General features: G+C 66.9%; 30 protein-coding genes. 20 read left to right on the forward strand and 10 right to left on the reverse strand.

Annotated elements, in window-relative coordinates; genetic code table 11:
* Nucleotide 1: 1 nt before the first annotated feature.
* Together CRT60_RS08570 and CRT60_RS08575 are read right to left on the reverse strand one after the other, a co-directional pair.
* A complete protein-coding gene (locus CRT60_RS08570) occupies nt 2–955 on the reverse strand; it encodes a D-2-hydroxyacid dehydrogenase family protein (RefSeq protein WP_098735987.1) in 954 nt (317 codons plus the stop codon).
* Nucleotides 956–970: 15 nt separating this feature from the next.
* A complete protein-coding gene (locus tag CRT60_RS08575; protein WP_098735988.1) occupies nt 971–1,951 on the reverse strand; it encodes a phosphoribosylaminoimidazolesuccinocarboxamide synthase in 981 nt (326 codons plus the stop codon).
* A gap of 103 nt (nt 1,952–2,054) precedes the next feature.
* Between CRT60_RS08575 and CRT60_RS08580 the strand changes: the two genes are divergently transcribed.
* Nucleotides 2,055–2,819, forward strand: coding sequence for a 4'-phosphopantetheinyl transferase family protein (locus CRT60_RS08580; protein WP_098735989.1), 765 nt, complete (start codon nt 2,055–2,057; stop codon nt 2,817–2,819).
* A 156-nt stretch (nt 2,820–2,975) separates the two neighbouring features.
* On the opposite strand, the gene CRT60_RS08585 is transcribed toward CRT60_RS08580, so the two are convergent.
* From CRT60_RS08585 to CRT60_RS08610, 6 genes are all read right to left on the reverse strand, one after another.
* Nucleotides 2,976–4,403: a S41 family peptidase gene (locus CRT60_RS08585; RefSeq protein ID WP_098735990.1), complete on the reverse strand. Its 1,428-nt coding sequence runs from the start codon at nt 4,401–4,403 to the stop codon at nt 2,976–2,978.
* Nucleotides 4,404–4,698: 295 nt separating this feature from the next.
* On the reverse strand, nt 4,699–5,421 hold the full coding sequence (locus tag CRT60_RS08590) for a sugar transferase (protein ID WP_244592364.1): 723 nt from the start codon (nt 5,419–5,421) through the stop codon (nt 4,699–4,701).
* Between the two features lie 132 nt (nt 5,422–5,553).
* The gene (hypE, locus tag CRT60_RS08595) at nt 5,554–6,600 is read right to left on the reverse strand and encodes a hydrogenase expression/formation protein HypE (RefSeq protein ID WP_098735991.1); all 1,047 of its coding nucleotides are present in this window, start codon (nt 6,598–6,600) and stop codon (nt 5,554–5,556) included.
* A 46-nt stretch (nt 6,601–6,646) separates the two neighbouring features.
* Nucleotides 6,647–6,892: a HypC/HybG/HupF family hydrogenase formation chaperone gene (locus CRT60_RS08600; RefSeq protein ID WP_098735992.1), complete on the reverse strand. Its 246-nt coding sequence runs from the start codon at nt 6,890–6,892 to the stop codon at nt 6,647–6,649.
* A gap of 16 nt (nt 6,893–6,908) precedes the next feature.
* A complete protein-coding gene (gene hypB / locus CRT60_RS08605; protein ID WP_098735993.1) occupies nt 6,909–7,979 on the reverse strand; it encodes a hydrogenase nickel incorporation protein HypB in 1,071 nt (356 codons plus the stop codon).
* 75 nt (nt 7,980–8,054) lie between these two features.
* Nucleotides 8,055–9,242, reverse strand: coding sequence for a nickel-dependent hydrogenase large subunit (locus CRT60_RS08610; RefSeq protein WP_098735994.1), 1,188 nt, complete (start codon nt 9,240–9,242; stop codon nt 8,055–8,057).
* A gap of 257 nt (nt 9,243–9,499) precedes the next feature.
* Between CRT60_RS08610 and CRT60_RS08615 the strand changes: the two genes are divergently transcribed.
* The 6 genes from CRT60_RS08615 (at nt 9,500) to CRT60_RS08640 (ending at nt 14,439) form a co-directional block, all read left to right on the forward strand.
* The gene (locus CRT60_RS08615) at nt 9,500–10,099 is read left to right on the forward strand and encodes a HupE/UreJ family protein (protein ID WP_098735995.1); all 600 of its coding nucleotides are present in this window, start codon (nt 9,500–9,502) and stop codon (nt 10,097–10,099) included.
* Nucleotides 10,100–10,360: 261 nt separating this feature from the next.
* Nucleotides 10,361–11,188 (forward strand): DUF3618 domain-containing protein, encoded by an 828-nt coding sequence (locus tag CRT60_RS08620; RefSeq protein WP_098735996.1) that lies wholly within the window; start codon nt 10,361–10,363, stop codon nt 11,186–11,188.
* Between the two features lie 12 nt (nt 11,189–11,200).
* Nucleotides 11,201–12,259, forward strand: coding sequence for a YihY/virulence factor BrkB family protein (locus CRT60_RS08625; protein ID WP_098735997.1), 1,059 nt, complete (start codon nt 11,201–11,203; stop codon nt 12,257–12,259).
* Between the two features lie 396 nt (nt 12,260–12,655).
* Nucleotides 12,656–12,832 (forward strand): hypothetical protein, encoded by a 177-nt coding sequence (locus tag CRT60_RS36130; RefSeq protein ID WP_161958000.1) that lies wholly within the window; start codon nt 12,656–12,658, stop codon nt 12,830–12,832.
* A gap of 222 nt (nt 12,833–13,054) precedes the next feature.
* Complete coding sequence (locus tag CRT60_RS08635) at nt 13,055–13,753, forward strand: hypothetical protein (RefSeq protein ID WP_098735999.1); 699 nt, start codon at nt 13,055–13,057, stop codon at nt 13,751–13,753.
* Between the two features lie 74 nt (nt 13,754–13,827).
* On the forward strand, nt 13,828–14,439 hold the full coding sequence (locus CRT60_RS08640) for a HutD/Ves family protein (RefSeq protein ID WP_098736000.1): 612 nt from the start codon (nt 13,828–13,830) through the stop codon (nt 14,437–14,439).
* Here CRT60_RS08640 and CRT60_RS08645 read toward each other — a convergent pair.
* Together CRT60_RS08645 and CRT60_RS08650 are read right to left on the reverse strand one after the other, a co-directional pair.
* Nucleotides 14,436–15,782 carry a GH1 family beta-glucosidase gene (locus tag CRT60_RS08645; protein WP_098736001.1) on the reverse strand — a complete coding sequence of 449 codons (1,347 nt, stop codon included), beginning with the start codon at nt 15,780–15,782 and terminating at the stop codon, nt 14,436–14,438. The two genes, CRT60_RS08640 and CRT60_RS08645, sit on opposite strands and share 4 nt — an antisense overlap.
* A gap of 2 nt (nt 15,783–15,784) precedes the next feature.
* Nucleotides 15,785–16,084, reverse strand: a complete 300-nt coding sequence (locus CRT60_RS08650; RefSeq protein ID WP_244592365.1) for an acyl carrier protein — start codon at nt 16,082–16,084, stop codon at nt 15,785–15,787.
* Nucleotides 16,085–16,392: 308 nt separating this feature from the next.
* Between CRT60_RS08650 and CRT60_RS08655 the strand changes: the two genes are divergently transcribed.
* The 13 genes from CRT60_RS08655 to CRT60_RS36135 all read left to right on the forward strand — a co-directional run bounded on the left by CRT60_RS08655 (nt 16,393) and on the right by CRT60_RS36135 (nt 26,520).
* Entirely contained in the window at nt 16,393–17,748 is a 1,356-nt protein-coding gene (locus CRT60_RS08655; protein WP_161958001.1) for a nucleobase:cation symporter-2 family protein, read from the forward strand.
* Nucleotides 17,749–18,110: 362 nt separating this feature from the next.
* Nucleotides 18,111–18,356, forward strand: a complete 246-nt coding sequence (locus CRT60_RS08660; RefSeq protein WP_098736004.1) for a hypothetical protein — start codon at nt 18,111–18,113, stop codon at nt 18,354–18,356.
* Nucleotides 18,357–18,502: 146 nt separating this feature from the next.
* Nucleotides 18,503–19,426 carry a KilA-N domain-containing protein gene (locus CRT60_RS08665; protein WP_143273166.1) on the forward strand — a complete coding sequence of 308 codons (924 nt, stop codon included), beginning with the start codon at nt 18,503–18,505 and terminating at the stop codon, nt 19,424–19,426.
* 13 nt (nt 19,427–19,439) lie between these two features.
* The gene (locus CRT60_RS08670) at nt 19,440–20,432 is read left to right on the forward strand and encodes a hypothetical protein (RefSeq protein WP_098736006.1); all 993 of its coding nucleotides are present in this window, start codon (nt 19,440–19,442) and stop codon (nt 20,430–20,432) included.
* A gap of 120 nt (nt 20,433–20,552) precedes the next feature.
* Nucleotides 20,553–20,756 (forward strand): hypothetical protein, encoded by a 204-nt coding sequence (locus CRT60_RS08675; RefSeq protein ID WP_098736007.1) that lies wholly within the window; start codon nt 20,553–20,555, stop codon nt 20,754–20,756.
* Complete coding sequence (locus CRT60_RS08680; protein ID WP_098736008.1) at nt 20,753–21,646, forward strand: hypothetical protein; 894 nt, start codon at nt 20,753–20,755, stop codon at nt 21,644–21,646. Before CRT60_RS08675 ends, CRT60_RS08680 begins: the two co-directional genes overlap by 4 nt.
* Nucleotides 21,646–22,242: a hypothetical protein gene (locus CRT60_RS08685; RefSeq protein WP_098736009.1), complete on the forward strand. Its 597-nt coding sequence runs from the start codon at nt 21,646–21,648 to the stop codon at nt 22,240–22,242. The genes CRT60_RS08680 and CRT60_RS08685 overlap by 1 nt, the downstream gene beginning before the upstream one ends.
* On the forward strand, nt 22,239–23,771 hold the full coding sequence (locus tag CRT60_RS08690) for a DEAD/DEAH box helicase (protein ID WP_098736010.1): 1,533 nt from the start codon (nt 22,239–22,241) through the stop codon (nt 23,769–23,771). Before CRT60_RS08685 ends, CRT60_RS08690 begins: the two co-directional genes overlap by 4 nt.
* Nucleotides 23,758–24,129, forward strand: coding sequence for a hypothetical protein (locus CRT60_RS08695; RefSeq protein ID WP_143273169.1), 372 nt, complete (start codon nt 23,758–23,760; stop codon nt 24,127–24,129). The genes CRT60_RS08690 and CRT60_RS08695 overlap by 14 nt, the downstream gene beginning before the upstream one ends.
* Nucleotides 24,126–25,049, forward strand: a complete 924-nt coding sequence (locus CRT60_RS08700; RefSeq protein WP_098736012.1) for a DUF7146 domain-containing protein — start codon at nt 24,126–24,128, stop codon at nt 25,047–25,049. The genes CRT60_RS08695 and CRT60_RS08700 overlap by 4 nt, the downstream gene beginning before the upstream one ends.
* 188 nt (nt 25,050–25,237) lie before the next feature.
* Nucleotides 25,238–25,645, forward strand: coding sequence for a hypothetical protein (locus tag CRT60_RS08705; RefSeq protein WP_098736013.1), 408 nt, complete (start codon nt 25,238–25,240; stop codon nt 25,643–25,645).
* 144 nt (nt 25,646–25,789) lie between these two features.
* Nucleotides 25,790–26,257, forward strand: a complete 468-nt coding sequence (locus tag CRT60_RS08710; RefSeq protein ID WP_098736014.1) for a hypothetical protein — start codon at nt 25,790–25,792, stop codon at nt 26,255–26,257.
* Nucleotides 26,258–26,259: 2 nt separating this feature from the next.
* A complete protein-coding gene (locus tag CRT60_RS36135) occupies nt 26,260–26,520 on the forward strand; it encodes a hypothetical protein (RefSeq protein WP_098736015.1) in 261 nt (86 codons plus the stop codon).
* The last annotated feature ends 17 nt before the right edge of the window (nt 26,521–26,537 follow it).

Raw genomic sequence — 26,537 nt, forward strand, 5'->3', positions numbered from 1 at the left:
TTCAGGCGGGAGAGAGAAGCCGCACCGGTGAGCCCGCCGTCCAGGCCAGGATGTCCTCCAGGGCGTCGCGGTAGAACACCGCGTAATTCTCCCGCGTCACGTAGCCGAGATGGGGCGTCAGCACGGTGTTGGGAAGGTCAAGCCAAAGGCTGTCTTTCGGCAGAGGCTCGATGGGGAAGACGTCGATTCCGGCGCCGCCGATGTGGCCGTGGCGGAGCGCATGAACGAGCGCCGCCTCGTCCACCAGCCCGGCGCGCGAGGTGTTGACGAAGAGGGCGGTCGGCTTCATCGCGCCGATCTCGTCCGCCCCGACCACGCCGCGGGTGCGCTCGCTCAGCACCAGATGGACGCTGACCACGTCGGCGGTCGCGAACAGCTCGCGCTTCTCCACGCGGGTCACGCCGGCCTCGGCGGCGCGCTCGTCGGTCAGGTTGGGGCTCCAGGCCACCACCTCCATGCCGAAGGCCTGGCCGACCCTGGCGACCTTGCTGCCGAGCTTGCCCAGCCCGACCAGACCCAGCCGCTTGGCCCCGAGATCGCCGGTCAGGCCGGTCTGCCAGCGGCCCTCGCGCAGCGCCCGCTCTTCGGCCGGGATGCGCTTGGCCAGTGCCAGGATCAGGCCCCAGGTCAGTTCCGCCGTCGGCGCGCCCACCATGCGGGTGCCGCAGACCGGGATGCCGCGGGCGGCGCAGGCCTTCAGGTCGATGGCGTTGTTGCGGGCGCCGGTGGTGATCAGCAGCCTGAGGTTCGGCAGTCGCCCGATCAGGGAGGCCGGGAACGGCGTGCGCTCCCGCATGATCACCAGCACGTCGAAGGGCTCCAGCGCCTCCGCCGCCGCGGTCTCGTCGCCAAGCGGCTTTTCGAACACCGTCAGGCTGCTTCCCGCCGGAAGCCGCGACCAGTCGGCAAGGTCGCAGGCGACCCCCTGGTAGTCGTCGAGGATGGCGATGCGCATGGAGCCCGTTCTCCTTTACTTGGTGAAGTAGGGCGCCAGATTGGCGCGGATGCGGTCCAGCACCGGAACTGCGGTCGCCGGCACCTCGAACGGGCGGCCGGTGATGGTCTCGCCGGCCTCGATGTAGACGCGCGCGGCTTCCAGAACCACGTCGGCGGGGATTTCCGGAACGTCCTGGGTGTAGGGATCGCAGCGGGCGACGACCCAGTTGCGGACGAAGTCCTTGTCGAAGCTCTCCGGCTTCTCCCCGGCCTCGAACCGCTCCTGATAGCTGCCGGCGAACCAGTAGCGCGAGCTGTCGGGCGTGTGGATCTCGTCGGCCAGCAGGATGTTGCCGTCGGCATCGAAGCCGAACTCGTACTTGGTGTCGACCAGGATCAGGCCGCGGTCGGCCGCCATCTTCTGGCCGCGGGCGAACAGGGCCAGCGCCTTGTCCGACACCTCGTCCCACTGGGCGCGGGTCAGCAGGTTGCGCTCGACGATCTCGGTCGCGGTCAGCTCCTCGTCATGGCCGGCGTCGAAGGCCTTGGTGGTCGGCGTGATGATCGGGGTGCCCAGCTTCTGGTTCTGGCGCAGCCCGTCGGGGAAGATGTGGCCGTACATCTCGCGCCGGCCCTGCTTGTACATCGACCAGATCGAGGTGCCGGTGGTGCCGGCCATATAGTCGCGGACCACGACCTCGACCGGCATGATGGTCAGGCGCTTCGCCACCACCACGTTGGGATCCGGGTATTCCAGCACGTGGTTGGCGCAGATGTCCTTCGTCGCCTCGAACCAGAAGCGGGCGGTCTGGGTCAGCACCTGCCCCTTGAACGGGATGGCGGTCAGGGCACGGTCGAAGGCCGACAGACGGTCGGTGGTGATCAGGATCCGCCGCCCGTCCGGAAGGTCGTAGTTTTCACGCACCTTGCCGCGGTAATGATTGGGCAGCTCCGGGATGAAGGCGTCGCGAAGAACGTTGGTCAGGTGCGGGGCGAGCAGGGCGGTGTCAACCATGGGATCCTGGTCCGGATGCAGGGGCGGATGCGAGAGGCGCGCATGATACCCGAAACCCCTGCCGGAGCCAGGACGCTAAATTGTGAGGGAGGATCGCTGTCCGATGCATGACGGGACCATCGAAATGCCGGATCCTGAGCTTGCCGGCGACTATGTCCTGACGCCCGGAGTCGTTCGCGTCTGGTTCGCCGATCTCACCCAGCTGTCCGGATACAAGGCGGCGATGCGCGCCCTGCTGTCCGCCGACGAGCTGGAGCGCGCCGACCGGTTCCTGATGGAGCGGCTGACCGAGCGCTTCATCCTGCGCCGCGGGCTGCTGCGGCTGCTGCTGGGGCGCTGCACCGGCCGCGATCCGGCGGGGCTGGTGTTCGATTACGGGACGCACGGCAAGCCGTCGCTGTCCGGCGGACCCGCCTTCAACCTCAGCGACAGCGAGGACAGCCTCGCCGTCGCCGTGGCGGCGGAGGGGCGGATCGGCGTCGACATCGAGCGGCTTCGTCCCATCGAGAGCGCCGACGGCATCGCCGACCGCTTCTTTCATACAACCGAACGCGCCGCCCTGCATGGGCTGGGGCCGGAGCGGCGGGACGAGGGCTTCCTGCTGGCCTGGACGCGGAAGGAGGCCTTCATCAAGGCGGCCGGCGTCGGGCTGTCGATGCCGCTCGACCAGTTCGCGGTGGAGGTGAGGCCGGACGCGCCGCCGGCCCTGCTGGAGATCGACGGACGGCTGCGCGGCGATGTCGGCGTGCCGGCGGACTGGAGCCTGTTCGACCGCCGGGTACTCCCCGGCACCATCGCAGCCATCGCGGCGCACGGCACCGGCTGGACGGTGGAGACTAGGGTGATGGATGCGGGGTTCGTGCGGTAGGAAAACGCCCTCTCCCGCCCCGGGAGAGGGAGGGGACCCGCCGAAGGCGGGGAGGGTGAGGGGCTATCCGAACATGGATCCTGATCCTTGGATCACCCCTCACCCTTCCCATGCTGCGCATGGGCCCCTTCCCTCTCCCGGGGCGGGAGAGGGAGATTACTCCCCGCCGGCCAGCGTCCCGGTCAGGCGGTTGCGGATGGCGGAGACGGCGCATTCCAGCGGGCGGTCGTCGTCGGGCTTGGGGGCCTTGTCCATCACGTCCGGGCACATGTCCGGCGCCATCCACACCTGCGGCTTCGGCGGGACCGGGGCGTTGGGGTCGCAGGTCGCCGGGTCGGGGTGGGTTTCCTCGGTGCTGCCGTGGGTCGGCTTGACCTCCAGGTTCGGCGAGACGCCGAAGCAGTCCACCAGCGCCCCCGACGGGCGGTAGTAGCGGGCGGTGGTCAGCCGGATGCCGGTGTCGGCGCTGAGCGAGGAAATCGTCTGCACCGACCCCTTGCCGTAGGAGCGCGAGCCGAACAGCAGCGCCCGGTGATGGTCCTGCAGGGCGCCGGCCACGATCTCCGACGCGGACGCCGAGCCGCTGTTGATCAGCACCACCACCGGCAGCCCGGCCATCAGGTCGCCGGCGGTGCCGCGGTAGGTGCGGGATTCCTCGGGATCCCGGCCGCGGACGGACACGATGTCCACCGTCTCCAGGAAGCGGTCGGCCACCTGCACCGCCTGCTCCAGCAGGCCGCCGGGGTTGTTGCGCAGGTCGATGACGGCGCCGGTCAGCCGGCCCTTCGACTGGCGGCGCATGTCCTCGATCGCCGCGTCCAGCGACGAGGAGGTCGACTGGTTGAAGGTGGCGATGCGGACATAGGCGACGTTGCCCTCCAGCCGGTAGCGCACCGGCTGGATCTTCACGATGGCGCGGGTCAGCGACACGCGGGTGTTGGCGTCGGTCGCCGGCGGGCGGCGGATCGACAGGGCGACCGAGCTGCCGACCGGTCCGCGCATGCGGGCGACGGCGTCGTGCAGGTTCAGCCCCTTCACCGCCACGTCGTCGATGCGGGCGATCAGGTCGCCGCTGCGCAGGCCGGCGCGGGCGGCGGGCGAGCCGTCGATGGGGGAGACGACCTTGATCAGGCCGCTTTCCTCGTCCATCGTCACTTCGATGCCCAGCCCGCCGAACTCGCCCTGCGTCTGTTCGCGCAGATAGCGGTAGCGCTCGGCGTCGAGGAAGCTTGAATAGGGATCGAGCGAGCCCAGCATGCTGTCCAGCGCCGCTTCGGTCAGCAGCCGGTCGCTGGCCTTCGGATTCTCCGCCTTCTTCTTCTTCAGCCCGTCTTCCGCCTTGTCGATCAGCACCTGCGGGTCGAAGGGCTTCACATGCTCCGTCAGGACACGGCGCATGGCGTCGGAGAAGAGGACGTAGTTGCGGTCGGCGGTGGACAGCGACCCGTAGCCGCGGATTTTCGCGAAATCCGTACGGTAGCGGTCGAGCGCCGCGACGGTGTCGGCACGGCTGGTGGGCGCCACGGCGCAGGCGGGCCCGATCGCCACCATCATCAGCAGCAGGGCAGCCAGCAGCTTCGCCATCCTTGGACCCTCTTGACTGGCCGATCCGGCCGGCGGTCTTGCACGCATCGTTCACTATACCAGGGTTTCGCCGGTTGCCCCGACCCTAGCACGTCGTCCGCCCATTCTCAAAGTCCACCCGATTTCGGCAAGAGGGCATGCCGGGAGCGGAACGGCCGAACCGCGCGATGGGGCGGAGTCCTGACATAGGGTGCACGAACAGCGATGTCGCGCGCCCCGATGGGACGCGCGAGCGGCGCGAACGGATGAATGCTTTCGGAGGGTGTGTGGGCGCTGAGGACCTGAGGATAAGCGCTCAGTAGGCGCCGCTGCCCTTCACCACGACGCGCACGGTGCGCAGCATGATGCCGATGTCGGCCCAGAAGTTCCAGCCGACGACATAGGCGGTGTCGAGCTGGACGCGGCGCACGTAATCGACGTCGCTGCGGCCGCTGACCTGCCACAGCCCGGTCAGGCCGGGGCGGCAGCGGGTGTAGAAGGGGAAGCAGGCGTGATAGTAGGACACCTCGTCGTCGATGATCGGACGGGGGCCGACCAGGCTCATGTCGCCGCGCAGCACGTTGACCAGCTGCGGCAGCTCGTCCAGGCTCGATTTGCGCAGGAAACGGCCGACCGGGGTGATGCGCGGGTCGTTGCGCAGCTTGCGCGTCGCCAGCCATTCGGTGCGCGCCTCCTCGTCGGTGGCGAGCAGCCGTTCCAGCACCTCGGCGGAATTGACCACCATGGAGCGGAACTTCAGGCAGGTGAAGGAACGCCCGTCGGCGCCGACGCGCCGGTGGCCGAACACCGCCGGGCCGCCGTCGCGCGCCACCATCCAGGCCAGCACCAGCATCAACGGTCCGAAAACGGCAAGCAGCCCCAGCGCGCCGACGATGTCGAAGGCGCGCTTGATACGGTGCCTGTGCAGAGGGGGGCAACCGGGAAGCCGGTCCATCGCCTGCATCGCCGACCGGGTCCCGGCCATCCGGCCGGGGTCCAGACGGGGAGCGCCCAAAAGAGCGATGTTGGACAACGCCATTGTATCTCTCGTCGCTGATCGTCTCTGGTCAGAGCATAGGACCATCCGAGAGAGGCAACGGCCAGCGCGCGAAAGGGGTCCCGCCAATGGGACCGCTTCTTTGGAAACAGCGGGTTAGCCCGCCGGTACGTATCAGCAGATACGGGGAAGCTGTTCTCCGGTCAGCCAATCCACGATCCGGCGGCCGCCGAAGCGGGTCTCCATCTGAACGAATCGATGGGGGTCTTCCACCACACGTCCGATGCAGGCGGCATCCCGTCCCAGCGGATGGTCGCGCATGACGGAGAGCAGGCGGTCGCACTCCTCTTCGGCGCAGATCGCGATCAGCTTACCTTCGTTGGCGGCGTAAAGCGGGTCGAGCCCCAGCAATTCGCAGGCCGCCGTCACCTGCGCCCGCACCGGAATGTCGGATTCGCGCAGCCGCATGCCGACGCCGGACTGGTGGGCGATCTCGTTGAGCGTCGTCGCCAACCCGCCGCGGGTGGGATCGCGCAGCACATGCACGTCGGGCACCGCTGCCACCATCGCCGCGACCAGCCCGTTCAGCGCGGCGCTGTCGGACAGGATCGCCGTCTCGAAGCCCAGATTGTCGCGGGTCGACATGATGGCGACGCCATGGTCGCCCATGGTGCCGCTGACCAGGATCGCGTCGCCGGGCCGCGCCCGGTCGCCCGACGGGGCGACGCCGGGCGGCACCATGCCGATGCCGGTGGTGGTGATGAAGATACCGTCGCCCTTGCCGCGCTCCACCACCTTGGTGTCGCCCGACACGATGGCGACCCCGGCCTCGCGCGCCGCGGCGGCCATGCTGTCGACCACCCGCTTCAGGTCGGCGAGCGGGAAGCCCTCTTCGATGATGAAGCCGGCGGTCAGGTGCAGCGGCACCGCCCCCGCCATGGCGACGTCGTTCACCGTGCCGTGGACGGCCAGCGAGCCGATGTCGCCGCCGGGGAAGAACAGCGGCGAGACGACGAAGCCGTCGGTCGTCATCACCATGCGCCCGCCCGGCACGTCGAAGGCGGCCTGATCGTTGCCCTGGTCGAGCCAGGGGTTGGCGAAGGCGGCGGCGAACAGTTCGCGCACCAGCTGCGCCATCGCCTTGCCGCCCGACCCGTGGGTCATGTCCACCGCCCCGCGGGCGATGTCGAGCTTGCGGGTGAAGAGGCGGCGGTCGGTCATGGCGGGGGTCCGGATGGTCGGCGGGCGTGTGGAAGGGGAGGGAGCGTCAGGCCGCGGCTTCGGCGGCTTCAGTTCCGACCTGGGCGACCTCGGCCAGGAGAGCGAGCGTTCGCTCGGCTTCCTCCGCATCCAGGCGGGACAGGGCGTAGCCGACATGGACGATCACGTAATCGCCGACGGCGACGTCCTCCACCAGCTCCAGCGAGCAGGTGGAGGTGACGCCGCCCAGGCTGACGGTGGCGCGGTCGTCGGGCAGCAGGGCGGTGACCAGGGCGGGGACGGCAAGGCACATGGCGGCGATCCTCCGGTCAGACTGCTGCGGTGGCGGCGTGGGACGCGCGGGCCTCGGCCAGCCCGTCGGCGATCCAGTCGTACCAGTCCTCCAGCCCCTGGCCGGTGGTGGCCGACAACTGGATCACCGCCAGCGACGGGTTCAGGCGCTGGGCGTAGCCGATCATCCGCTCCACATCGAAGGTCAGATGGGGCAGCAGGTCGATCTTGTTGACGACCAGCAGGTCGGCGCGGACGAACATGTCCGGGTATTTCAGCGGCTTGTCCTCGCCCTCCGTCACCGACAGCACGACGACGCGGTGGGTCTCGCCCAGGTCGAAGCCGGCGGGGCAGACCAGATTGCCGACATTCTCGACGAACAGCACGCCGTCCCCGGCGAACTGGCCGTCGGCCGCCAGCTTGTCGGCGGCCTGCGCCACCATCGAGGCGTCGAGATGGCAGCCCTTGCCGGTGTTGACCTGCACCGCAGGCGTGCCGGTGGCGCGGATGCGGTCGGCGTCGAAGCTGGTCTGCTGGTCGCCCTCGATCACCGCGACGGGGAAGCGGCCCTTCAGGTCGGTCAGGCTGCGGGTCAGCAGGGTCGTCTTGCCCGAACCGGGGCTGGACATCAGGTTCAGCACGAACACGCCGCGGTCGGCGAAGCGGCGGCGGTTGACGGCGGCCAGCCCGTCGTTCTTCGCCAGGATGTCGCGCTCGATGGTGATCAGCCGCGGCTGGTTCAGCGCGGCGCCGCCGTCGATGGCGTCCGGCCGGTCGGGGCGGTGGTGGTGGTCGTGTTCGTGGGCGGCTTGATGATGGTGGCCATGGTCATGGCTGTGATCGTGGCCATGGTCATGATCATGATCGTGCCCGTGACCATGATGGTCATGATCATGGGCATCATGGCCGTTGTGGCTGTGGCGGAACACCGTGCCGTCGGGTGCGACATGCTCGTGGGTGTCGTCATGGCGATGGTGGGCATGGGGATGCGCTTCGCCGTGGCGGTGGCGGTAGATTTTGCCATCGGGGCCGACGTGCTCATGATCGGCATCGGTGGCCTTGCCGTCAATCCGGGTCTCGCCTTCGCCGCATCCGCAAACCGTGCACATTACGCGCTCTCCCACTCTTCCATCCGCAAGACGCCCGCCATCATCGACTTGCCCGCGGGCTTCGGCAAGCGCTCGTCATTCGTGTACGTCTATGCCGCAGGCGACGCAGGGATCCAGCATCGCGACCAGCAGCCGCACCCGCTCCTCCGCATCGTCGCGGTCGCGCACCGCCGCACCGGCGAGGCCGCGCGCCAGCGGGCCGTCGGCGGCGAAGTTCCAGTCGGTCGGCGCCACCATCCGGGCATCGGCCAGCCGGCCGTCCCCGTCCAGCCGCAGCCAGTGGGCCAACCGCCCGCGCGCCGTCTCCGCCACGCCGCAGCCTTCGCCCGGAGCGGAGTTCGCGGGAGCGGCGGCAACCGGATCGGCCGGCCGAAGAGCGGCGATGGCCGTCTCCATCCGGCGCGGCAACTCTGCCAGATCGGCGAGCCGCGCCGCGAACAGCCGGGCCAGCCCGTCGCCGAAGCATTCCGTCACCGAGACGACCAGCGGGTTCTCCGCCTGCCGCTCCAGCGGGCCGGTCAGGGCCGGGGCACCGTTGCGGCGGGGGGCGGCGGCGAAACCCGGATCGCCGGCCAGCGCCGCCGCGAACCAGCCGGGCGACCGCTCGCCGAGCAGCGGCGCTCCGCAGGCCCCCCATCCGGACAGAGTTGGCGACAGCAGCCGGGCGGCCAGCAGCGCCGCGTCCGTGCCGCCGCGCGCAGCCCAGCCGGCCAGCTCATCGGCATCGCGCGGCGGCGGACCGGCGAAGACCGCCGCCTCCAGCCAGCCGGCCATCCGGTCCAGCGCGTTGCGCAGGGCCGCGCTGTCCGGCCGCAGGACGCCGCCGCCGGGGCGCATCCCGTCCTTGGCCGGATAGAGCGACGGCAGGATGGCGGACACCGCGCTCCGAAGCTCGCGCAGGGCCGCCGGCCGCGGCGGGGCCCCCAGGCGCGCCGGCCATTCGACCACCGCCTGCCAGCCATGGCTGTCCAGCGCCTCCGCATCGGTCAGCAGGCTGCGCGCCGCGTCATGGGCGCCCGCGTCGAGTCCCAATGCCGTCTCGCAGGCGCGGGAGACGGCCAGCCCCTGGGCGCTGCCGCACAGGCTGAACAGCAGGGGCGCCAGCCGCGCCGCCTCCTCCGCCTTGCGGCCGACCAGGGCGGCGACGGCGCGCGGGCGGCGCGCGGCGACCTCGGCCCGGCGGATGGCCATGCCATCCGGACCGTTGTCCAGCCACAGCCGGACGGACACCGAACCTTCTCCGGGAAGCGTGGCGGTGGACATTAGGGTTTCCTGGAGTGGAGTTTCCCGGGGACGTTAACGGATTGCATCCTGACGGATCGGGGGTGCAACTCATTGACCTGCGTCAAAATACGTAGATCCGGCGGGGTGGGAACGCTGTCTCGGCCATGGCCGGGCTGGCGCTTTCTGCTACACTTCGCCCCAACCGCGCCACACCGTCCGGTTTCCCCTGCGTCGGGCGGGAAAGCCGGGACGGCACAACCCGATGGGCGCGACACGACATCAGAGGATGCTGGTCCATGAAACGTTTCCCTCTCGCCTCGGCCGTCCTGCTGGCCGGGCTGGTGCTGCCCGCGGTCGCCGACGCCCACACCTTCGGCGCCCATGATGCCGGTTTCGCCCACGGCTTCCTGCATCCGATCGGCGGCTGGGACCATCTGCTGGCGATGGTGGCGGTCGGGCTGTGGGCGGCGCAGCGCGGCGGGGCCGCCCTGTGGGCGCTGCCGGCGGCCTTCGTCACCGCCATGATCGGCGGCGGGCTGCTGGGCATGACCGGCATCGAACTGCCGGCGGTGGAACTGGGGATCGCCGGGTCGGTGATCGCGCTGGGCGCCCTGATCGCCGCGCAGTCGCGCCTGTCGCTGCCGGTCTCGCTGGTCGTGGTCTCCGCCTTCGCCCTGTTCCACGGCCATGCCCATGGCGCCGAGATGCCGGAGGCGGCACAGCCGCTGCTCTATGGCCTGGGCTTCGCGCTCGCCACGGCACTCCTGCATGGCGCCGGCGTCGGCGCTGCCCTGTCGCTGCGCGGCGTCGTCCGCGGCGGCACGGGCGCGCTGGCCCTGCGCGGGCTGGGTGCGGCCATCGGCCTGAGCGGCGTGGCCCTGGTGGCCCTGGCCTGAGCGCCGCCATCGGTTCGCCCCGGGGTGGCTTGCCCCGGATGGCTTGCCACTGAGGAGGGGCCGGGCGGGAAACCGTCCGGCCCTTCGGCGTTCCGGGCTCCGCGACATTTTCCACCGTGGCCGGGTGGCGATGTTGCTCGGGTGCTGGCCATCGGGCTTCTGCCGTCAGTGGCGTCGATGGGGGCGCCGATGGGGGCGGGGGCCGGAACAATCGGCCTGTGGTGGTGTTGCAAGCCGGCAGCCCCACAGGAGACGCCCGGCATGACCCATCAGAACGACGCCATTCCGTCCGACGCTCCTCCCGACACGACAGCCGCCCAGGGCCGCCGGCCGGAAGACATCGAGCACGAGATCCAGTCGATCCGCGCCCGCATGGATTCGGTGATCGACGAGATCGAGTTCCGCCTCTCGCCCGGCCAGATGTCCGGCGGCGTGGTGCAGGTGGTGCGCGACGTGATCCAGGGCGGCGGCGACGGGCTGTCCGGCCGCATCGCCCGCGCCGTGCGCGCCAACCCGATCCCGGTGGCGCTGATGGGCGTCGGCGCCCTCTGGCTCGCCGTGGCGGTCGCCCGCACGCCGGAGTCCACCACCGAGTTCGACGATTACGCCCCCGACGGCCGGCAGCTCGACCCGCGCAGCCGGCATCTGCTGACCGACCTGACCGGCGCCTGCCGCGACGGGGCCGAGGCCTTCCGCCGCGCCGACATGACCATCGCCGACCCGTCGCTGTCCGGCCGCCTGCAGGAGCTGGCCGACCAGCTCGACCGCAGCGCCGTGGCGCTCGACGCCGAACTGCGCCAGGGCGGCGGCTGGATCGAGACCGCCGGCGACGGCGCGCGCGTCTGGTCGCCGATGCATGGGCTGGCTGAGGCCAGCGCCCGCAGCGTGATGGCCGGGGCCGGCGGGCCGGTTGCCCGCGGCGACCTGCTGGCCCGGCTGGAAGGCGGGCTGGACGGCACGCTGGCGCTGTTCCGCGACGCCCTGCGCGATGCCCCGGACGACCATCTCCAGGTCGCCATCGGCGCCCAGTTCCACGCGCTGGAAACGGCACGGCACCGCGTCGGTGCGCTCCGCGAAGCCGTGGTCTGAGGAGGGCGGGGGATGCTGGGGCTGAGCCGCCGACACTATTACGAGCACCGCAACCGCGTGAACCGGCAGCACGGCGCGCAGCATGGTGGCGGGCACGCCGTCAAAGGCGGCGACAGCCGGGGCCGGTCGGCGGACAGCCCGTCGGAGATCCCCAAGCAGGGCTGGAAGGACATCCTGCTGCGGGTGTGGGACGAGCAGAGCAAGGACAATGTGTCGATGCTGGCCGCCGGCGTCGCCTATTACGCCCTGCTCGCCATCTTCCCGGCCATCGCGGCGCTGGTGTCGATCTATGGCCTCGTCGCCGATCCGTCGACGATCGAGGGGCAGCTGAACCAACTGGGCAGCCTGCTGCCGCCGGAAGCCCTCAGCATCGTCAGCGACCAGGCGCGCAAGGTGGCGACCACCCCGTCGCAGGGGCTGGGCTTCGGCCTGATCTTCGGCCTGCTGCTGACGCTGTGGAGCGCCTCGCGCGGGACCAATTCGCTGGTGTCCGCGCTGAACATCGCCTATGGCGAGAAGGAGACGCGCGGCTTCGTCATGCTGGCGGTGCTGTCGATGGGGCTGACGGTGGCCGGGCTGCTGTTCGTCATCCTCGCCATGGCGCTGATCATCGCCGTCCCGGCCGCCATCGCCATCATCGGGCTCCAGGACACGCCCATCGGCTGGATCGCCAGCCTTGCGCGCTGGCCGATCCTGGCGGTGACCATCATGCTGGCGCTGGCCGTCTTCTATCGCTACGCCCCCGACCGGCGGGAGCCGCAATGGCGCTGGGTCACCTGGGGCTCAGGCATGGCGACCGTCGTCTGGCTGCTGGGCTCGCTCGGCTTCTCCGTCTATGTGTCGAATTTCGGCAGCTACAACGAGACCTACGGGTCGGTCGGCGCCGTCGTGGTCCTGCTGCTGTGGTTCAACCTGACCTCCTACGTCGTGCTGCTGGGGGCGGAACTGAACGCGGAGATCGAGCACCAGACCGCCCGCGACACCACCGACCGCGACGGCCGTCCGGCCCGGCCGCTGGGCCAGCGCGACGCCTATGTCGCCGACACGGTGGGAGAGCGCAAGGCGAGCTAGAGTGTGTCCGATGCTTATTGAAGCACCGGACACACTCTAAGCTTTTGATTTTCCGTGCGATTCACGCTTCAAGCGATTCCGCTTGAACCGATCGCACTCTAGCCGCGAAGGCGTTTTCTGCCCAAATGACTCTTGGCAAGCCGGCGGCCGCGCGCTAAGGTCGCTGTCATGCAACAGATGCTCGCCATCGCGTCCTGCGGACGCTCCCGATATTTTGGCCGCTGGTTTCGTTCGGCGGCCTAGGAACGCGCATCTGTCGCTCACTCCCGAAGCCGCCCGGACCGATCCGCGGCGGCTTTCGTGTTTGTGATCCCCGGCCCTCGATGGGCTGCACATACTGAAAAATCCGAACACGGGCGACCCGGGCGGCTTCATCACCAGCCGAGAGAGGTTGTCATGTTCGATTTCGATGTCGTCACCGGTCCCACCCAGCCGCCCCACTGCCATCTCGCCGACGAAGCCGCCGTCCCGGCAGGCTCCGAGTCGGCCCTGCCGCCGGCCAAGCTGATCGGTACTGCCGCCGCCGCCCTGGCCGAGCCGCATACGGCAAAAGGAGAAAAGCCGCGATCCTGATGCGGATCGGGCCGCCAACGGTGGCGTGCAGGGGCCGCATCCCAGCTTTCGACCAAAAAAATCACGAATCCTGCCTATGTTCGGCCGGCTGTTGTCGTATACTCCCTTTGGGCAGACGTGTCCGGGTGGCGGCTCAGCCGGCCGCACTCTTGTTGGCAGTTCCTCGCCGACGTCCGGGTTGGGACGGGCGCGATGGTCGGATCGGAAGAAGGATGACGAATCATGGCGGATGATGCTCTCTCAGGCGTCAACTCTATGGTCTCCAGCCTCAACGCGTCGATCAACAACGCGGTGGAGGCCATCAAGAAGTCGCAGAGCAATCAGGCTGTCGGCGACGTCAAGGAATATTCCAAGACGGTCAAGAAGTCGGCGCTGACCACCACAAGCGGCGCCACCGACATCGGCGTGCTTGCGAAGAACACCACCCGCCTGAACGTCGCCAGCACCCTGGCGGCGAACGACAAGGTCGATTTCTACAAGTTCAAGGTCACCCAGAAGGGCGAGATGACCATGGGGCAGGTCGGCGACGACGGCCTGCGCGTCCAGCTGATGAACAAGCTCGGCCGCGTGGTGGCCGACAGCGACCCGAAGGCCGGCGACGACTACAAGGCCTTCAAGCAGTTGCAGGCCGGCAACCTGACGGTCGACAAGGGCGACTACACCGTGCGCGTGAGCCGCGACAAGGGCCAGTCGGACAAGGATCCGAAGAATTACGCCATGCAGCTGGTCATGGGGAATTACAGCCAGGACTTCGACACGGTCGCCAAGCAGCCGGCCAAAGGCGACACCGGCATGGCGCTCACCACCGGCCAGCAGGCGACGCTCGACGGCCTGAACCAGGCCATCGGCAGCATGAACTCCATCCCCACCGGACAGACCGGCACCCAGAAACTGATGGGCAGCTTCAGCCTGTTCGTGTGAAGGCGGGCCGCCGGTTGTGCTATGGGCCGGCTGTGCTATGACGGAACGGAGCCGATCCGTTCCGGAGCAAGATTTTGCCGTCCATCACGCGCCTGAGCCCCGCCGACCATCGCCGCGTTCCCTGGAAGAACGGCGGCGGCGTCACCACCGAGCTGGCGGTGGAACCGTCCGGCGATGGCCGTCCCGACGGCCGCCCCGACGGCTGCTTCGTCTGGCGTGTCAGCATCGCCGATGTGGTGGAGCCCGGTCCCTTTTCCGCCTTTCCCGGCTATGACCGCCTGATCGCCGTGGTGGAGGGCGAGGGCATGCGCCTGTCGGTCGATGGCGCCCCGCCGGTCGAGCGCCGCCGCCTGGACCCCGCCTTCGCCTTTCCCGGCGAGGCCGCGGTTTGGTGCGAGCCGACCGCCGGGCCGATCCGCGACGTCAATTTGATGCTCGACCGCGCTTCGGCGGCCGGCATGTTGACCCTGCTGGCCGGGTCCGCCGCGCACCGGGCCAATGTGCACCGGGCCGCCGGCGACGTGCTGCTGGTCCACGCCCTCGCCGGCATGCTGACGGTGACGCCCGAGGATGGCGAGGCGCTGACGGTTCCCGCCGGGCACAGCCTGCTTTTGCACGGCGCGGAGGCGCTGGTGGAGGCGCCGGCCGGGGCCGAGGGTGTCTGTGCCGAGATCCTGCGCCGTTAGGACTTAGCCGTCCGGATCAGCTCGGCGTACCAGTGCGCCGAGTCCTTGCGTGTGCGGGCCAGGGTCTGGAAATCGACGTGGACGATGCCGAAGCGTTGTCCATAGCCGCTGCCCCATTCGAAATTGTCCAGCAGCGACCAGACGAAATAGCCGCGCACGTCGGCACCCTGGGCCATCGCGTCGCGCATCGCGGCGTTGTAGATGGTGAGGTAGTTGATGCGGTGCGGGTCGTGGACCCTGCCTTCCGCGCTGACGGCGTCGCTGCCGCCGCAACCGTTCTCCGTCACCACGATGGGCAGGCGGTAGCGGCGCTGGATGGTCAGCAGCTCGTCCCGGAAGGCATCGGGGAAGATCGCCCAGCCGACACCGTGGGTCGGCGAATCTGCCGGCGCGTCGCCCCAGCCATAGCCCCAGGTCCGGGCCGGATCGGCCTTGGCGAAGATCGGGCCGTAATGGTTCAGCCCGAACCAGTCCACCGGCCGGGCGATGCGCGCCATGTCGCCGGGCAGGACATGGGGTTCGATGGCGGCGGCGGTCTGCGGCGGGTAGTGGCCCAGGATCTGCGGGTCGCAGAACACCAGATTCCAATGCTCGTCCAGCAGGGCGGCGGCGGCGCGGTTCTCCGGCGTGTCGGTTTCCGGGATCACGACCTGCCGGTTGTGGATGGCGCCGATGGAGGCGCCCGGCACCATGTCGCGCAGCACGTCCACCCCGGCGCCATGGGCGAGGTTGACATGGTGGATGGCGCGCAGATGCTGCGCCCGGTCGACGATTCCCGGTGCGGCCCAGGGGATCGCATAGCCGAACAGGGTGAAGACCGAGAATTCGTTGAAGGTGATCCAGCGCTTCACCCGGTCGCCGTAGCGCTTGGCGCAGAGTGCCGCATAATCGGCGTACCAGCCGGCGCAGTCGCGCGACGACCAGCCGCCCAGATCCTGCAAGGCCTGCGGCAAATCCCAATGATAGAGGCACAGCCAGGGCTCGATGCCCGACTCCAGAAGCCGGTCGATCAGCCGGTCGTAGAAGTCCAGCCCCGCCCCGTTCACCGCCCCCTTGCCGCGCGGCATCACCCGCGGCCAGGAGATGGAGAAGCGGTAGGCGTCGACGCCCAGTCCCTTCATCAGGGCCACATCCTCCGGCATGCGGTGGTAGTGGTCGCAGGCGACGTCGCCGGTGTCGCCGTTCACCACCCCGCCCTGGGTGCGGCAGCGCACGTCCCAGATGCTGGCGCCGCGCCCGTCCTCGGCAGCCGCCCCCTCGATCTGGTAGGCGGAGGTGGAAACGCCCCAGACGAAGCCCGGCAGGTACGGGGGGGACGGATTTGCGGAGGTCGGGTCGGTCATCGTCAGGCTGCGATCTGGTTGATGCTGCGGCAGCGGGCCTCGAAGGCGTCGGAGATGAATTCGGGGCGCTTGTAATAGCCCTTGATCCAGCTCGCCAGCAGGCAGAGTTCCTCCAGCTTCACCAGCTCGTCCAGCGTCCCGTCGGGAAAGCGGATGGCGAAGCTTTCGGCGATGTATTCCAGAACCTGCTCGACCTGGTCGATGGACAGCTGGATGTCGGTTTCCAGCGTCGCATTGCGGGTCAACAGAGCCTCATCGACCCCATACTCGTCGCGGATCAGCTTCACGATCCAACGGAACATGTGCATCCAATTGGATACACCCTCGATCGACTTGCTCATCGCGACGCTCGGCTTCGGTTGCGCGAAAGGGGTATGCGGCAGCGACTGTACGCACGGATCGTTAAAGAATAACGCAGCCCCCGTCGGGGTCTCCAGCCGGGCGCGGCAATAAACCGCGCGGCTTTTGCCACCTGTACGGGCAGCGACGCCGTGGATCTGCCCAAACCCTGTGCATCGGCGGGCGGGGAAGCGGCCGGAAGCCGCCATCCGCCGGTGCGGCACGCCCTATGCAGAAAGAAGCCGACCGATTGCAGAGCGAGGCTTCCGCCATGAAAAGCGCCGCCACCCCCGATGTCCATCCCGTCGACGAGGTTCTGGCGCCCTGGCGGCTGCTGGCGCTGGGGTTGCAGCATGTGCTGGTGATGTATGCCGGGGCCATCGCGGTGCCGCTGATCGTCGGCGGCGCCCTGAAGCTGCCGAAAGACCAGATCGCCATGCTGATCAACGCCGACCTGTTCGCCTGCGGCGTGGTCACGCTGATCCAGGCGGTGGGGGTCTGGCGATTCGGCATCCGGCTGCCGGTGATGATGGGCGTCACCTTCGCCGCCGTCGGCCCGATGGTGGCGATGGCGACCAACCCGTCGCTGGGGCTGCTGGGGATCTACGGCGCGGTGATCGGGTCGGGCCTCTTCGCCATGCTGGCCGCACCGCTGGTCGGCCGGCTGCTGCCGCTGTTCCCGCCGGTGGTGACCGGCAGCGTCATCGCCATCATCGGCGTCTCGCTGATGCGGGTGGGTGTGGGCTGGGCCGGCGGCGGGGTCGGCAACCCGCGGTTCGGCGACCCGGCCTTCCTGGGTGTGGCCGCCTTCGTGCTGATGACGATCCTGGCGCTGATGAAGCATGGCCGCGGCTTCGTCCGCAACGTCGCGGTGCTGCTGGGGCTGGTGGCCGGGATGGTGCTGGCGATGGGGCTGGGCATGGTCGATTTCAAAGGGCTGGGGGAGGCGCCGTGGGTCGCGCTGGTCCAGCCCTTACAGTTCGGCATGCCGGTGTTCGATCCGGTCGCCATCCTGACCATGTCGCTGGTGATGATCGTGGTGATGATCGAGTCGACCGGCATGTTCCTGGCCGTCGGCGACATGGTCGGCCGTCCGGTGAGCCGCGAGGATCTGGTCCGCGGCCTGCGCACCGACGGGTTGGGCACGCTGATCGGCGGCGTCTTCAACACCTTCCCCTACACCTCCTTCTCGCAGAATGTCGGGCTGGTCGGGGTGACGGGGGTGCGCAGCCGCTGGGTCTGTGTGGCCGGCGGGCTGATCCTGCTGTTGCTCGGGCTGCTGCCGAAGCTGGCCCATGTGGTGGCGTCGGTGCCTGCCTTCGTGCTGGGCGGGGCCGGGCTGGTGATGTTCGGCATGGTGGCGGCGACCGGCGTGAAGATCCTGGCCCAGGTCGATTTCGCCGGTCGGCGCGAGAACCTGATCATCGTGGCGGTCAGCATCGGCGTCGGGCTGATCCCGCTGGTGTCCGACAAGTTCTTTTCGCAGATGCCGGCTTTCCTGTCGCCGCTTCTGCACAGCGGCATCCTGCTCGGCACCCTGACGGCGGTGGCGCTGAACTGGTACTTCAACGGCGTTGAAAATTCTGAAGAATTTTCTGCCGCCACGCTGGTTGCGTCGCCGGAGTAGAAGCGTCTGTCAAACTTCTGTCGAACTGTTAAACGGCGTAGGTCGCATACGTGGCCTGCGCTCAAGCCTTGGCTGCGAGGCGTTTTCTAGGTCACACCCTTCAAGGTGCTGGAACCTTGAAGATGATCTTGGTATACGCCGAGTGAATTATGGGTCTTCGAGGTGCTAGCGCCTAGAAGATGTCGCCATCCTTCTGGTAAATGCGTCGCTCTTGCAGGTGCTTGCACCTCGAAGTCTTCCAGCAGCAAGTACCTTGCAGACTTCTCATCCCTCTTTCTTGCGTCTAAATCATCCTCAGCAAGCGCTAACTGGCTACCCCGCTTCGGTTGGTAGCGCGGCGCCTTACAGCAGAGGATGTTCCCATGAAGGCACGCAAGACCATGACCCCGCTGAAGGACTGGTGTGACGCCAATAGCGTCCCGTATTCCACGGCGCGGTTCTATCTCGCAAACAAGCCCGAGATGATGCCCGAAACCATCATGGTTGGCCGGCGGCACTTCATCACGGAAGAGGCTGACACTGAATTCAGGGCTCGTCGGCTGGAGGCAACCCGGTCAGAGCGGGCGCGGCGGGCGGAGACGTCGGCAGTTGCCGGCATGGCCGCCTGATCGGATTTAGCGATGCGCCAGACTGGAATGCACCCGGTGGCGCGCATCTCCACATCTAAGGGCGATACCGCCACCGGATCACATCACCCGTCGTTGACGCGGCGGGCGCGGTAGCCCCATTCCCAACCCCACCAAGGACTGAAAACGTGAGCGACTCATTTATGGGCGCAGAGCCCCCGCACGTCCAGAATTCATCTGGAACCATTCCTACCGTTATCGACCGTCAGTTCAACGGAAAGGTAATCGGACAACGCTTGGCTGATGGCTACTTGAACCTGACCGCGATGGGGAAGGCTACAGGCAAGCAGCCCTCCCATTATCTGGAAAATGCTGGCACGGCTGCGTTTCTTGATGAGTTGTCCCTATCTCTCGGAATTCCGAGGGACAGCTTGATCATCTCCAAGCCGGGACGCCCCGGCCGTGGCGGCGGCACCTGGGGGCATCCGCAAGTCGGCTATCATTTCGCGCAGTGGTGCAGTCCAGCCTTCGCCGTCCAGGTGACGGAATGGATCCATGACATCCGAACCAAGGGCTTTGTCGCCGCTTCCGGTATGACGATCCAGCCGCCCGTCGCTGCGCCCCGCCTGCGCTCGCAGTCCCACAGTTCAATGTTCCGGGACCTACAGCGCACCTACCAGAATGCCGGCCTGCTGCTGACCGACGCGGCAAACGCAGCGAACCGCGCCGTGCTGTCGCTCACCGGCATCGACATCTTGGCGGCCGGCGGCATCGTCCTGTCCGGCGCTCCGCCCGCACCGCCGCACGACGTGCCCGCCCTGGCGGCGCCCGACCATCCCCGGTATCTGACCGTGACCAACATCGGCGTCGAAATCGGCGTCCGCACCGGAACGGCGCTGAAAGCTCGGGCTGTCAATCAGGCGCTGAAGGACCACGGTTTTCAGGTCAAGGGCGGCACGACCGCAACGCCGTGGATGCCGACGGAGAAGGGCAAGCCCTACGCCAAGTTCGTTGAGGCTGAGAAAAGCGGAGAGCATGGCGGGACGGCCAATCACCTGACGTGGAAATGGGAGGTCATCGGCGAACTGCTGACCGCGATGAACGCCAGCTAAAGGAGGCCGTCCCATGTCCGCCTTCAATGCCGACCGTTTCGCCAAGGTACTAGCCCTAGCCGGCTCGGATCAGGATGGCGAAGCTCTGGCTGCATTGCGGAAGGCGCAGGGGATGCTCAAGGCCGCTGGGATGACGTTTACCGACGTTTCCCAGCGGATGAGCCAGCCTGCCGCGCCCGACTATTCGGCCAGCTACAGCACCGCTGATTTCGATGACCTGATGCGGCAATGGGCCAAGCCGAAGGCGAAGAAGAAACCTGCGCCCTATGTCGACCCATGCGGAAACAAGTGGGGGAGCAAGGCGGAGTACGAAAGTTGGAAGGCATCCAACGACGCCCGGTTTGAGCAGGATCGGAAGAAGCACGCAGCAGAGCGAGCGGCCATCATCGCCCGATATGGCAGCTTCGAAGCTGCTACGGCGCGGGATGAGCGGGAGCAACTTCTTCATGAGGCTGCCCTGCCATGGCTGGAGGGGCCGAATGTCTCCACCGATCCGGAGTTCGCCCACCAAAGCGGCCGGTGGCATAAGCGGATGGGCGGGTGGGAGGCTTACGGATGCTTTGGGCAGCATCCGGTAGACCCTTGCCGGCTGGCAATCGAGAACGCCTATCCAATGCCCGTCACGATCCGACAGGCGCGCGACGAACATCAGGCGTGGGAGCGGCGCAGGCACGAACTGGACCTGATCCAAGAGGCTTACGGCGCTTACGAGGTGTTGGACCTGCCAGCCGAATATCGGTGGCGTCGGGTGCGCCGGCTCTACGAGTCGGAGCTTCCCATCGTCACGATGGACGATCTGCATATCCGCCTTCAGTTCGCCCGAGATGTCGACGACGCACACGATGTCTGCGAGGCCGTGCCGTCGATCATCGAAGCTTTTGAGCGGCTTGTGATGCCGGCGGCAAATGCCCCCACCGAAGGCATTCCGCCAATCCGCCGGAAGCGCCGCGCCAACCCCAAGGCCGCCGCGCCGAACGATCCCCGGCAGCGCGACCTGTTCACCTGATCCATCGGAGCCCCGAACAATGGCTGACGAAATCCTTGTCGCCTGCGCCATGACCGGCCGGGCGCCAGATCCCAACGTATTGGCAATCATCCCCGGCAGCACTAACCAGGGAGAGCAAGCATGAGCCCCGAATTCGTGCCCTGGATTGCCGGCGGCGCCAGCTTCCTGATCGTTTTGGTAATCACCAACGCGATGACGGCCCCGTCCAGAACCGCCGCTGAGTATCAACGGACGGCATGGAAGCTGATCGACGCGGTGGATGACCTTGCCGACGAGGTAAAGGCCCTTCGCGAGGAAATCCGCAAGAACGGAGGGGCCAAATGAGCGCCCCTGACATCGTTGAATTGGGCAGGCAATGGAATGATGCCCGGCTTGCCTTTGACATCGCCATCGGCGCTCTGGACGACCACGGCGCCGCGGTCGAAGCCCAAATCCCCTGGCCGTTCGTCTCGCATGGCAAGCGCGGCACGGTCTATATGTCCCCGGCGGAGATCGACCGGGATAATCGCCTCTCTCAGAAGACCAAGGACCGGCTCAAAGCCCGCCTGGAGCACACCGTCGCGGCACACAATGAGGCCCGGCATCGTCTCGGGCTGGCCGCCATGGAAACTGTCCTGAACGAGGCAAGCAACGAGGTCGGACGCCTTGGTCATGCCATCGCTGACGACCGATCCGCCACCCTGCCGGCCATCGTCACGAAGCTGGAGGTTCTGAAGGTCGAAGTCCAAGACGGAGGGGACATGTCGGGCTATGCCGGCGGGCTGTTGGCATCCGCTCTGTCCGACGCCAAGGCCATGAGCGCAGGCCCTGCCGACGATCTGGCCGCCCTTCATCGGGAGTGGTCGGACATTGCCGATTGGCTGGACGGCTATCACTACGGCAGGCGAGACGACCGATACCGCTATCCCGACATCGTCAGCCACCAATGGCACCTTGAGAGCCAGATTGCGGACCGCCCGGACAGCAGCCTTGCCGCAGCGGTGATCCGCATGGACGTGGCGCTGGGAACGTTCGTCGGGTCCGTCCTATGCGGCGAACTGGAAATGCTGGAGGAAGGCGCCATCACGGGCGGAGCGTTGGCCCTGGAGGCGCTGCGAGCGTCCGCACCGCACGTCGAGTGCTGGACGCTGAAGGCCCGTCAGCGGGGCATGGAGAGGCTTGCGGCGATGCGGGCCAAGGAAGCGCAGGCGGAACTTGTCGGGGAGATGGCGTGATGCGGACATACGGCAAGGTCTACATGGCGTTCTGGACCGATGAGAAGACCGGCAGCCTCCCCGGCGATGCCCAGCGGGTGGCGCTCTATCTGCTGACCGGCCCGCACTCGAATTCGATTGGCTGCTTCAGGCTGCCGCTGCCGTACATCACCAGCGATCTACGCCTTACCGAGGACGAGGCAAAGGCCGCACTGGCTACGTTGGAGAACATCGGCTTCATCGTCCGGTGCCCGTCTTCCGGCTGGACGCTGATTGTCAACTACCTGCGCCATAACGCCCCGGAAAACAGCAGGGTTGGGAAGAACATGATGGACCTTATCGCCGCCGTGCCGGTTGGCTCGGAGGTCTGGTCCGGATTGGTGGAAGGGGTATCCAAGCACGAAATCCGCTTCCCGGCAGGGTATACGGTAGGGCTTCTCAGAACTCGGGATACGGTATCTGGCAGGGTATCGGATACCGTATCACTACAAACCCGGCATACGGTATCCCGACATGGAAATCCAAGTCAGGAACCCCCGAACCAACCCGAGCCAGTTCTTTACCAGGGAGATAGTGGGGAGGGCTCTGCCCGGGCTGCCGGGGGAGGCGTGCATTGAGGCACCTATTCCCCCATCAGGAAAAGGCCCTCCGCCTGCTTCTGGAAAGGGCAAGGCGGGGGTCTAGACGGCCGGTGGTGCAGCTACCCACAGGGGCAGGCAAGACGCGCCTCGCGGCCGAAATTATCCAGAGGGCAAGGGCGAAGGGCAAACGGGTCATGTTCGTGGTCCCTCGCCTCTCCCTGATCGACCAAACGGTTGAGAGCTTCGCCACTGACGGCATCAACGACGTGGGGGTCATCCAGGCGGATCACCCCCTCACGAACCCCGACATGCCCGTTCAGGTCGCCAGCGTGAAGACCCTGGACCGTCGCAAGGACTGGCCGCCGGTTGATCTGATCATCGTGGATGAGTGCCATGAGATGTTCCGCGCCTTCCTGAAGCGGATTGCCGGCGACGAGCTCAAGGGCGTGATGGTGATTGGCCTGTCTGCGTCTCCGTGGGCACGCGGCATGGCTCGGCACTATGACGACCTGATCATCTGCGCCACGACAGCGGAGATGATCGAAGCCGGCCGGCTCAGCAAGTTCCGTGTGTTTGCTCCGGATCACCCCGACCTTTCCGGTGTCGGAACTGATCAGAAGGGGGATTACAACGAAAAGCAGCTAGCCAAGGCGATGGACAAGCCGAAGTTGGTTGCGGACATCGTGACGACATGGCTCCGCATGGGAGAAGGCCGCCCGACGCTGGCGTTCTGCGTCGACCGGGCGCACGCCAAGCACGTCCAGGCGCAGTTTGAGGCGGCGCAAATCCCGTGCGGCTACGTCGACGCCTACACGTCTGCGGACGAGCGGAAGATCGTCAGGGACAAGGTACATTCCGGAGAATACAAGGTTGTCGCAAATGTAAGCTGCCTGACGACTGGCGTTGATTGGGACATCAGATGCATTATTGATGCGCGACCGACAAGAAGCGAAATGCTCCTTGTGCAGATGTACGGTCGCGGATTTCGGACGGCAGAGGGAAAGGAAGACTGCCTTATCCTTGACCATGCCGATAATTACAAGCGGCATGGGTTTGTCACGGACATTCATCACGACAGGCTTGATGACGGTGTGCGGAAGGCGGCACCCAAGCGCACTAAGCCGCTGCCCAAGGAGTGCCCGAAGTGCTCTCACATTCGCCCGGCTAAGCTCAAGGAATGCCCAGCGTGCGGGTATGTCCCGGAGGGTATCCATTCAGGCGTTGAGAGTGAAGACGGTAGCCTGTTTGAGGTGACGCGCGGCAACAGCAAGAAGAAGGAAGGCCCCGCCCATCACACGCGGATCGGAAGTAGCTGGATACACAACTCCGAATTCTATGCGATGCTGAAAACATGGGCGTCACGAAGAAAATACAAGCCAAAATGGGCGGATAACTGCTACTATAGCGTCCACAAGAAGTGGCCGAACCAGTATGTTAACGTTCCTCCAAAGGAACTGACGAGGGAAATGCACAATTGGTGTCTGGCCGACCAGATTAGGCGTGCGAAGTCGTTTGCGAAAAGTCGTCATCAACATGGTGATGGTGCCCGGAATGCAAGACGATGACTTTGAGGAACGTGCGGCCATTCTGGAGTTTGATGGCGGGTTGCCGCGGGAATGGGCGGAGAACCTAGCCCGCCTCGCAACCTCCCCGCGGCCGGGCGCATACCTGCCGGAGCGATGGGAAACCATCGTGTCCGACGCTCACCGGCTTGTTGATGGGCACTGGCGCCGCCTGGAGGCGCAGGGGCTCGGGCCTTCCGACATCAGGGAGCTTATCCGGCTGATCGACGGTCGCGCCATCGTCGCCGTGGGCATGGGCGATATCACCCTCCGGATGCCGGCCGGCAACAAGGTCAAGGTCTTCATGCGTCCCCGGATCGGGCAGCCGCCGGTTTGGCAGGAAGGGAGGCGGGCAGCATGAGCAACTTCGCGAACGTCCCGCCGCTGCGTGAGCGGGCACATGGCCGCTGGCGCTCCATCCTCGCTCAGCTTGGCATCCCGGCATCGGCACTGACCGGCAAGCATGGTCCCTGCCCCATCTGCCAAGGCGGGAAGGACCGTTTCCGCTTCACGGACTACCAGGGCGAAGGGGCTTGGATTTGCAACCAGTGTGGCAAGGGCAAGGGGCCTGACCTGATCATGCGAGTTTTCGGGGTAGACTTCCATGAGGCCGCCTGCCGGGTGGAGGCTGTCATCGGAACCGCGACGGTGCAGCCGCCGGAGGAACCGGACATCGAGGCCCAACGCGCCCGCATGAACGACCTATGGCGCAACGCCGGCCCGGTACAGCGCGGGGATAGGGTCGATAGGTATCTGCGGAGCCGTAGGATCGCGCTGGATGCGTTCCCGGCAGCCCTCCGCACCTCCCTTGCCGGATCGTGCCGGGGCATGGTCGCCAAGGTCACGGCGCCCGATGGGAAGCCGGTCAACGTCCATCGTACCTTCCTGACCGACGATGGGCGCAAGGCCGACATGGAGACGCCGCGCATGCTCATGAAGGGGCCGTTCCCGCTCGGGTCGACTGTGCGACTGTTCCCGGCCGGTGAGACCTTGGGCATCGCTGAAGGCATCGAGACGGCGCTGTCGGCTCATCTGCTGTTCGGCCTGCCGGTATGGGCTGCGCTCACGGCCGACAGCCTGGAGGCGTTCCGTCCGCCGGAGGGGGTGCGGCGCCTGTTGGTGTTCGGAGACCATGACCCGAACTTCGTAGGGATGGCTGCGGCCTACCGCCTCGCCAAGATGGTCCACGGGAAAAAGGACGTGACGGCCATGGTCCGCATTCCAGCGAACGAGGGTGACGACTGGAATGATGAGCTGACCAGACAGGACCGGGCAGCCTAGCCAAGATGTGATGCGAAGTTGCGCCATGTGCGCTAGTAATGTTGGTGAGCGTTGCCGGTAATGGAAACATAAGCCTGCAACGCTCTTTTCTTGTCTAGAGCCGTACAGCTTACGCAAGTAGTCTTGTCTCTGCGTGAACGTTCGTGTAATGTACCTCTCAGGAATTTACGTCTTGGGAGTGACGCTTGATGCTCGGTTACAGCGACCTTTCGGCGCCCAAGGGGCAGCATGACACCGCCGCCGGTCACAGCCTGACGATGCGCGGCATGAGCGATGCTCAGCTCGTCCATGCATACAATGCCGCCAACAACGTCTTCTCAGCGCCTCGCGTCAAGGAGGCCAACGTTGCGCGCCCCGTCCTGAACGACCTTCACGACCGCCTGACCCTCGCGCTTGATCGGCTGTCGGGCGTCGCGGCGCGTGTGGAAGGGTTTGCCGACCGAGTGCTTGGGCCACTGCCTGCGGAGCCGAAGGGCGTCAGCGGCGGCGCCGGCTCGTGCTGTGCGGTTGAGTCCTTGGTGATGGTGCTTGAAGGCATCGAGCGGGTTGCCAACCGCCTGGACGAAGCTGCGCACCGCGTCGAGAGGATCGGCTGACGGAATAGGGTTACCTGCCGCCCGCTCTCCGGCGGCTTACCGGCGGGGGAGCCGAGCATACCAAGCGGTCATCAAGGGGCAAGCAGGTGTGGGTCTCATGCAGGCAATGACCGCATCCCCGCCATTCAGACAAGAGGATTGAGCATGCGCGTGGCGAATGGCGACAGCCCGGCCCGGACAGAGGCGAAGCGAAGGGCTGCTGAGTTGGTGGAGCGCCTGCCGGACTTCATCCGGGTCGGTCCCTTCGACTTCGCCATTCTGCGCATGGACGCCATCCGGACGCAGGAAGAGCACAAGTTCGGGTTTTTCTCCGCGACCGGCGGGGAGATCGCTATCCAGGCGGAGTTCGCCCATCCGACGAAGGCGGCCGACACGCTCGTTCACGAAATCGGGCGTGCGATCTTCTGGGCGTACGGCATCGAGGATGGCGACAGGGAAGAGCGGATTGTGAACGTCACGTCTGCCGCTTGGTGTCAGGTCTACCGGGACAACCCGTGGCTTCTTGGCCGGCTCAGCGAGGCTCTGACGGGACCGACCATTCTCACCGTCAAAGGCTCACTCTCTGGTCCGGCCGACATCCAGCCCGGTTCCGTCCTTCGGGTGAGGGAATGACCATGAAGTCTCTGAGTGAGGGGATAGACGCCACACGCCAGACCATCGACCGTCTGACCGCAGGGATGGGAGACAAGGGGATGTCCGATCCGAGAGGGGGCAAGACACTCGGGGAAGCCGCCATGAACCCGGATGGGACGTTCAACGGTGCCCGCGCTCTGTCGTGGCTGTCTGAGGCACTGAACCCCGGCAAAGGCGCATCGGAGCTATGCGGGAAACTGGGTGATGACGGTCTGAAGAGGGCGGCGTATCGAGGCTGGTGACGAGCCTGCCCGAACCT

Source organism: Azospirillum palustre, from assembly GCF_002573965.1.
GTDB classification, from domain to species: domain Bacteria; phylum Pseudomonadota; class Alphaproteobacteria; order Azospirillales; family Azospirillaceae; genus Azospirillum; species Azospirillum palustre.

Bases quoted from the DNA above. Each gene is read 5' to 3' on its own strand.
- CRT60_RS08570 (WP_098735987.1), bottom strand. From the start codon at position 955: ATGCGCATCGCCATCCTCGACGACTACCAGGGGGTCGCCTGCGACCTT.
- CRT60_RS08575 (WP_098735988.1), bottom strand. From the start codon at position 1,951: ATGGTTGACACCGCCCTGCTCGCCCCGCACCTGACCAACGTTCTTCGC.
- CRT60_RS08580 (WP_098735989.1), top strand. From the start codon at position 2,055: ATGCATGACGGGACCATCGAAATGCCGGATCCTGAGCTTGCCGGCGAC.
- CRT60_RS08585 (WP_098735990.1), bottom strand. From the start codon at position 4,403: ATGGCGAAGCTGCTGGCTGCCCTGCTGCTGATGATGGTGGCGATCGGG.
- CRT60_RS08590 (WP_244592364.1), bottom strand. From the start codon at position 5,421: ATGGCGTTGTCCAACATCGCTCTTTTGGGCGCTCCCCGTCTGGACCCC.
- hypE (WP_098735991.1), bottom strand. From the start codon at position 6,600: ATGACCGACCGCCGCCTCTTCACCCGCAAGCTCGACATCGCCCGCGGG.
- CRT60_RS08600 (WP_098735992.1), bottom strand. From the start codon at position 6,892: ATGTGCCTTGCCGTCCCCGCCCTGGTCACCGCCCTGCTGCCCGACGAC.
- hypB (WP_098735993.1), bottom strand. From the start codon at position 7,979: ATGTGCACGGTTTGCGGATGCGGCGAAGGCGAGACCCGGATTGACGGC.
- CRT60_RS08610 (WP_098735994.1), bottom strand. From the start codon at position 9,242: ATGTCCACCGCCACGCTTCCCGGAGAAGGTTCGGTGTCCGTCCGGCTG.
- CRT60_RS08615 (WP_098735995.1), top strand. From the start codon at position 9,500: ATGAAACGTTTCCCTCTCGCCTCGGCCGTCCTGCTGGCCGGGCTGGTG.
- CRT60_RS08620 (WP_098735996.1), top strand. From the start codon at position 10,361: ATGACCCATCAGAACGACGCCATTCCGTCCGACGCTCCTCCCGACACG.
- CRT60_RS08625 (WP_098735997.1), top strand. From the start codon at position 11,201: ATGCTGGGGCTGAGCCGCCGACACTATTACGAGCACCGCAACCGCGTG.
- CRT60_RS36130 (WP_161958000.1), top strand. From the start codon at position 12,656: ATGTTCGATTTCGATGTCGTCACCGGTCCCACCCAGCCGCCCCACTGC.
- CRT60_RS08635 (WP_098735999.1), top strand. From the start codon at position 13,055: ATGGCGGATGATGCTCTCTCAGGCGTCAACTCTATGGTCTCCAGCCTC.
- CRT60_RS08645 (WP_098736001.1), bottom strand. From the start codon at position 15,782: ATGACCGACCCGACCTCCGCAAATCCGTCCCCCCCGTACCTGCCGGGC.
- CRT60_RS08650 (WP_244592365.1), bottom strand. From the start codon at position 16,084: ATGTTCCGTTGGATCGTGAAGCTGATCCGCGACGAGTATGGGGTCGAT.
- CRT60_RS08655 (WP_161958001.1), top strand. From the start codon at position 16,393: ATGAAAAGCGCCGCCACCCCCGATGTCCATCCCGTCGACGAGGTTCTG.
- CRT60_RS08660 (WP_098736004.1), top strand. From the start codon at position 18,111: ATGAAGGCACGCAAGACCATGACCCCGCTGAAGGACTGGTGTGACGCC.
- CRT60_RS08670 (WP_098736006.1), top strand. From the start codon at position 19,440: ATGTCCGCCTTCAATGCCGACCGTTTCGCCAAGGTACTAGCCCTAGCC.
- CRT60_RS08675 (WP_098736007.1), top strand. From the start codon at position 20,553: ATGAGCCCCGAATTCGTGCCCTGGATTGCCGGCGGCGCCAGCTTCCTG.
- CRT60_RS08680 (WP_098736008.1), top strand. From the start codon at position 20,753: ATGAGCGCCCCTGACATCGTTGAATTGGGCAGGCAATGGAATGATGCC.
- CRT60_RS08685 (WP_098736009.1), top strand. From the start codon at position 21,646: ATGCGGACATACGGCAAGGTCTACATGGCGTTCTGGACCGATGAGAAG.
- CRT60_RS08695 (WP_143273169.1), top strand. From the start codon at position 23,758: ATGCAAGACGATGACTTTGAGGAACGTGCGGCCATTCTGGAGTTTGAT.
- CRT60_RS08700 (WP_098736012.1), top strand. From the start codon at position 24,126: ATGAGCAACTTCGCGAACGTCCCGCCGCTGCGTGAGCGGGCACATGGC.
- CRT60_RS08705 (WP_098736013.1), top strand. From the start codon at position 25,238: ATGCTCGGTTACAGCGACCTTTCGGCGCCCAAGGGGCAGCATGACACC.
- CRT60_RS08710 (WP_098736014.1), top strand. From the start codon at position 25,790: ATGCGCGTGGCGAATGGCGACAGCCCGGCCCGGACAGAGGCGAAGCGA.
- CRT60_RS36135 (WP_098736015.1), top strand. From the start codon at position 26,260: ATGAAGTCTCTGAGTGAGGGGATAGACGCCACACGCCAGACCATCGAC.